Origin of the sequence: Shewanella surugensis (assembly GCF_023284005.1) — a bacterium.
GTDB lineage: Bacteria > Pseudomonadota > Gammaproteobacteria > Enterobacterales > Shewanellaceae > Shewanella > Shewanella surugensis.
Genome location: NZ_JAKIKS010000201.1, coordinates 1 through 5,568 on the forward strand (window position 1 = coordinate 1; position 5,568 = coordinate 5,568).

General features: G+C 35.8%; 5 protein-coding genes and 1 pseudogene. 4 read left to right on the top strand and 2 right to left on the bottom strand.

What is annotated here, in order from left to right; translation table 11 throughout:
* The 4 genes and pseudogenes from L2764_RS25440 to L2764_RS25450 form a co-directional block, all read left to right on the top strand.
* Nucleotides 1–232, top strand: a pseudogene (locus L2764_RS25440) (IS66 family transposase); the annotation flags it as partial.
* Between the two features lie 168 nt (nucleotides 233–400).
* On the top strand, nucleotides 401–1,165 hold the full coding sequence (locus L2764_RS27930; protein ID WP_283107172.1) for a transposase: 765 nt from the start codon (nucleotides 401–403) through the stop codon (nucleotides 1,163–1,165).
* Nucleotides 1,166–1,218: 53 nt separating this feature from the next.
* On the top strand, nucleotides 1,219–1,344 hold the full coding sequence (locus L2764_RS28415; RefSeq protein WP_376708498.1) for a transposase: 126 nt from the start codon (nucleotides 1,219–1,221) through the stop codon (nucleotides 1,342–1,344).
* 12 nt (nucleotides 1,345–1,356) lie between these two features.
* Nucleotides 1,357–1,638 (top strand): hypothetical protein, encoded by a 282-nt coding sequence (locus L2764_RS25450; RefSeq protein WP_248943161.1) that lies wholly within the window; start codon nucleotides 1,357–1,359, stop codon nucleotides 1,636–1,638.
* A 657-nt stretch (nucleotides 1,639–2,295) separates the two neighbouring features.
* On the opposite strand, the gene L2764_RS25455 is transcribed toward L2764_RS25450, so the two are convergent.
* Together L2764_RS25455 and L2764_RS25460 are read right to left on the bottom strand one after the other, a co-directional pair.
* On the bottom strand, nucleotides 2,296–3,057 hold the full coding sequence (locus tag L2764_RS25455) for a M12 family metallo-peptidase (protein WP_248943162.1): 762 nt from the start codon (nucleotides 3,055–3,057) through the stop codon (nucleotides 2,296–2,298).
* Between the two features lie 132 nt (nucleotides 3,058–3,189).
* Nucleotides 3,190–3,930, bottom strand: a complete 741-nt coding sequence (locus tag L2764_RS25460; RefSeq protein WP_248943163.1) for a protease inhibitor BamI-like protein — start codon at nucleotides 3,928–3,930, stop codon at nucleotides 3,190–3,192.
* Nucleotides 3,931–5,568: the final 1,638 nt, after the last annotated feature.

Below are 5,568 nucleotides of genomic sequence, written 5' to 3' on the forward strand. Positions count from 1 at the left end.
GCCGTTGACTAATAACGAAGCCGAGCGTTGCTTGCGTGGGAGCGTGATCATGCGCAAGATCTGCTATGGCACAAGTTCAGATAGAGGTGAGAAATTTCGCTCTCGGCTGCTCTCTGTCGTTGAAACGTGCAAGAAGCGACAGTTATCCCCGATAAGAGTGATCAGCACTATCATTGCGGCCGTGGTTGATAAAAAGGACTACCCAGGCGTATTTGGGCTCATGCCAGCTTAGTCAATCCCCCCTCTGGTGAATACTTACACTCATGTAGTCTCTTATAAAAAATATTGACCGAACCTATCGGAGAATCATAGACAGGATCTTAAGCGCAGTGTAATAGAAAAAAGGCTTCATCTGTGATCAAATTTTCTCGCCAAAGTAAAAGCTACCACTCAGAAGCCAATGTCTATTATTTCAGTAAAGCAACAAATCACCAAATTCTTTATTCCTTCAATTCTAAATGAGCAAGCCAAATGTATTGGTTTTATGAAACGTATTAGAGCAATTAAACCTTTGGAGTTGGTCACCAGCCTTGTCGCCGCATTAAGCAAAAGTAACGTCACCGCTATTAATGAAATTCTTATAAAGTTCAATGGGATGAGGACATCTGAAAGTGAGTTTGTAGCGTATAAACCTTTTCATAATCAATTGGCTAAGCAAACGTTCCCAGCGTTCATGAAACTCATCACCAAACAAGCAATGGCGACATTACTTCCTCGGGAGCACAAAATACCTGAGAGATTGAAACAGTTTAAGCAGGTTATTTTGCATGATGGTTCTTCATTAACGGTGCATCAAAAACTGGCGTCTGAATTTAAAGGACGCTTCACTCAAACTGCACCAGCAGCAATTGAATGCCATGTGAGCCTATCGCTGTTTGAACGCAAAATCACACGAATGGAAATCGATGCAGACTCGGTATCTGAACATGATTATTTGCCCGAAGCGCACACACTCAAAAGCTGCTTATTTCTTGCTGATTCTGGGTATGTGAGTACGCCTTACTTTTCAGAGCTAGACAACAATAATGCAAGCTACATCGTCAAAGGAAAATGCAATTTAAATCCAACCATTATCAACGCGTATAACGGTAAGGGAAAAGCGTTAAAGCGACCAGTAGGTAAGAAACTCAAGAAGGTATTTCATAAGCATAACAGCCAAAAATGATGGACTTCGATGTCGAATGGGGTAAATACAAATGTCGTCTGATCAGATGCTGGATGGCTTCTGAAGAAAAATGTGTGATTTGGTTAACCAATCTGCCACGAGCTGAATTTAGTGCGGATGAGGTGATGATGTTATACCGAGTTCGGTGGCAAGTAGAGCTTCTGTTTAAAGCGTTATAATCGCATAATAACTTGAAAAAATTTAATACGCAGAAAAAACCAATTGTTGAAGGGTTGATTTGGGCAAGTTTGCTTACGCTGATCCTAAAAAGGGCGATAGCAACTAAAGTCGTTGACCAAATATCGTTTTTCAAAGCGACAACCAATGCTGAGCTCTGGTTTATCCCATTGATACAAGCAATCGCTGACGGAGCATATTTAGAACTGAAAGAACAACTTGAATGGGCATATATTTACTTGAAAAAGAACGCAACGTTGTCTAAACAGAAAAATATAAAGGTAACAGTAGCTTGAGTAATATTTTAGCCCACTTTAATTCTTAAGGTTCAGTCTATGAGTGCGATATAAGGTTTCATTATCAACGGCAAGATAGTTGGCGTACATGGTATCGTATTGCACACTGCTGTTCATGTAACGCATTGCCCCCCGTACCGACCAATTATCATTTTAATCATGATCTAACATGGCCGTTAATGCTTGAGACTGGGTGTCATAACAGATAAGGATAGGCCGCGCGCAGCCGCGTCCTTATCTGTTATGATCTAAATAAACCCACAATGAAGCACACTGATAGCGAGCACATTCCTCATCACACCGACTATGTTGATCCGCTACGATCATCAAAAAGTGAACTGTAATAGAAATAATTATCATTAGCATTTAATTCAGAGGTAAAGCCGGTAGATTTAACGTTTATTCAACTAAAAAGGTCATATAAAAACGACGAGGCATAGACCAAAGTCTACATTTCGATCTTAATAAACATAAAAGAAGTATTTTTATTAAAAATATTAATATAATGTATCTAATTGATAAGAAATAACATGAAAGGTAAAATAAAGAAAATATATGTCAATATATATAATGGCATGGAAATAGGTCGATAAGTGGAAAGACAGAAACAATAAAAACCTTAAGATTAAGGCTTTTATTCAATAGAAAGTCTACCGATTATTTAAACGCAGCAATAGCATTGGTGACAAGACTCAACGCTTTCTGAGCATCGGCATCACTGCGACCACAAGCATAACCTGATGTACACGTACGATCAGGATCAGAGAATACTGCTAACTGATTAGTCGTATTAAATTCATGTGGATATCCCATAATAGTCGAAAACTCATAATCGACGCCATAGCCAACACCATACTCATACACCCCACCGACAGCACCCTGCTTGACCGAATGACCTAGTCCCATGTTATGCCCAAGCTCATGGATAAATGTCATCGTTGTATTACCACAGTCTGTCCCCGTAACATTGAAAGCATAATTGTCATAGTTGCTATAATCAAAAGGAAAAATCTTCATACCATATATATCACCGGCTATGCCACACGTCACAAAGCCATTGCCAGCAGGGGCACTCGATCCAAATACTACAACGAAATCTTCTTTGTATTCATCTCTCCAACCTTGAATGGTTGAGTCTCGATAAAAACTTCTGAGACTTGCAGTTGAAGCAATAATATCCTGATCTAATCCATATGGAGTAGCCGATAATTGTAATTCAATTGATAGGCCACTATTAGCATAATATTGATTTGCAGTAGAAATCATATTTGAAATTTCAGCTTGAATATCGAAACTTCTGCTAGCTGCATCAGGCGTATAATAGGCACCGATCACAACATCTGTTGCTAATGCTGATGTCGATAATAATGCTGAAATTGATAGACCTAACAATGCTTTTTTTGTAATAGGATTTACCATAATATTCTCCGTTAATTTGTTTTATATATTTTATTTTTATTAATAGACTTTTACTTCTTTACTTCTTTACTTCTTTACTTCTTTACTTCTTTATCGTTTTACATCTATATTTGTATTACTTTTAATTTTTTATTATTGAATATTGTTCCTGCCTTTATTAGTTCCACTAATCATCGGTTGCAACACTTCTTGATATTCATGACCATTTGAATTATCCATATGATTATTTTCTATGGAATCCATAATGACACCATGACTTAAATCGTTGGTTTCTGCCATCCAAGCATATTGACCATTACCTTGCATCAAATATATTCCATCTGGCGTCGACACATTGGCATAAATAGCACGTTCATTAAGTGTAAATACTGAGCTATATGTCATATCTTGATCGGGTAATCGTGCTTCAATGGTTTTATTTCCAAATTGATCTTGATAAGCATCATTCACTTCAATATCATAAAAAATATCTAACTCTGGTATATCTAATCGAAAAGTATCTCCTATACTTAATCCTAATAACTCTTCAGTATTAATCTCTAAATAAACTTCACCTTCCAAGTTTTCACGCAACTTACCTGACGCTTTTAATACCTCTTCTGCCTTCTTAGATGAGGAAAACATAAGCCCATCAACGTAAGTGGCTTCTTTATTTTCAATGTGTTGCTTATGCTGTGGTGCCATGCTGATTGCCTTTCTTTTATCAATAGAGGCTTGCTCTCGTTCAACTTTTGATCCTTCCAACTTCATGGGAACAATACTCATCTTAGAAGCCATATTGATATGGCTATCATTTTCACCTAAATAATAGAAGTAATAACCCACAGTACAAACAACAACAACACTGACAACAAAAATTGCTTTTTTCTTCATAAATAATGCCCTTATTTGACTTCAACCACTGTAGATTGTCATGCCAATGCATAATGCATAACCAATAACATTAATCATTCCTATATAAAAACAACACTCAATATCAACTCGACCTGATACTTTAAATATTTAAACACACATTTAAAAATGCAACACGATATTAGAACCATAAATAACTGACATTAATACAATATTATTCACCATATCAGTGATTAACAAAAAACAACCAACTAATAGACATGAGGAACAATAATAAACAGCTAAATGAATAAAATAGACAGTTCAATAGAATTAACTGACCCAAGACATTAACAATAACTAATTTTAAATAGACATCCCTCAATAACAAAATACACATTTTCTTCGCATTAAAATACGTTATTCAGCGAATATATCTATATTCAGTACCCTATATCCAATATTAATAAAACGTAAACAAGTTAAATCATCAAATGGCTAATTCAAATCTACCTGCATGTTATCTCAATGTAAATGCATATTTACCGACAAAATATTCACAACAGAGGTGTTACCAAAAAAGGGATTAATATTAGACTTTCTCGTTTGATACTACTTTAAAATGGGAAATCACAGTCATTCTGGTTTTTAAAACCAACAAAAACAAACCAAATAGTACCAAGTAAAAAATGAAGGCTATAGTCGATAAATTGTGATGCCGATCGATATCTTTATGAAAACAATTGTAAAAAAATGTAAATATAAATATAAACAGCTAAATAATATATAATTAATATATGTTATTCTAATTAAGCATTAACCTATTTTCTCGTCTCAAAAAACAGTTGAAAACAGGTAAAATCACTAATGATCCGCCATCGTACAGTGAATTATTTTAATATTAAGATATTTTTAAATATTACATTTTTATTTATTTTTTTTGAATTTTTTATGACACCCTCAGTTATAGCGACTCAGAATGGTCGAACTCACCCCATTATCAGGCATAATGAAAAATGATCATTCGATATAAAGACATAAAAACCTTCAAGTGATCACCTTTCTACTAGGCTCAATGTTATCAATATGAGTAAGAGTCTTAGTACTCATCTCCAAATAACAAAACCGCTCAGTTTATCTACAACCTATTATAAAATATGGTAATAGATTATATCTACTCATTGATATAAACAGGGAGAAATTATATGCGATTTAAACATCTCTCAATAGGTCTTATCTTGTCAGCATTACTCATACTACTCGCCTCTTGTAATGATGATTCATCAAGCAGCAACTATGCCGATGACTCCCTCGAAGATTAGCCTATTTACACATCAGGCGATGGGTTCGTGGCGTTTGCCGATCCCTTGTTTGAAATAGGCTATGGCTTACCGACCTTATCTCTTACCCATTAATAAATTAATCACTCACGGAGTAACCCCCGCTACGAGGCGTGGTGGGGGCAATGATCCATGAACAGTCCATTAGGCTCATAAATTTAAGAAAATGCGTCTATAAAATTACAATTTATGTTTGATTTGATACTTCCTCTCATTCCCCCTATTGCATCCAGGGCGGGAGCATACTTTGTCGGATAATTAACCAAAGAAAACTTTTGCCCTGTAATCATCGTCCCAACTCGCCTTTTTTAGCTTATTTCGCTGACTTGGCGCACCGCAA

Bases quoted from the DNA above. Each gene is read 5' to 3' on its own strand.
- L2764_RS25455 (WP_248943162.1), bottom strand. From the start codon at position 3,057: ATGGTAAATCCTATTACAAAAAAAGCATTGTTAGGTCTATCAATTTCA.
- L2764_RS28415 (WP_376708498.1), top strand. From the start codon at position 1,219: ATGGCTTCTGAAGAAAAATGTGTGATTTGGTTAACCAATCTGCCACGA.
- L2764_RS25460 (WP_248943163.1), bottom strand. From the start codon at position 3,930: ATGAAGAAAAAAGCAATTTTTGTTGTCAGTGTTGTTGTTGTTTGTACT.
- L2764_RS27930 (WP_283107172.1), top strand. From the start codon at position 401: ATGTCTATTATTTCAGTAAAGCAACAAATCACCAAATTCTTTATTCCT.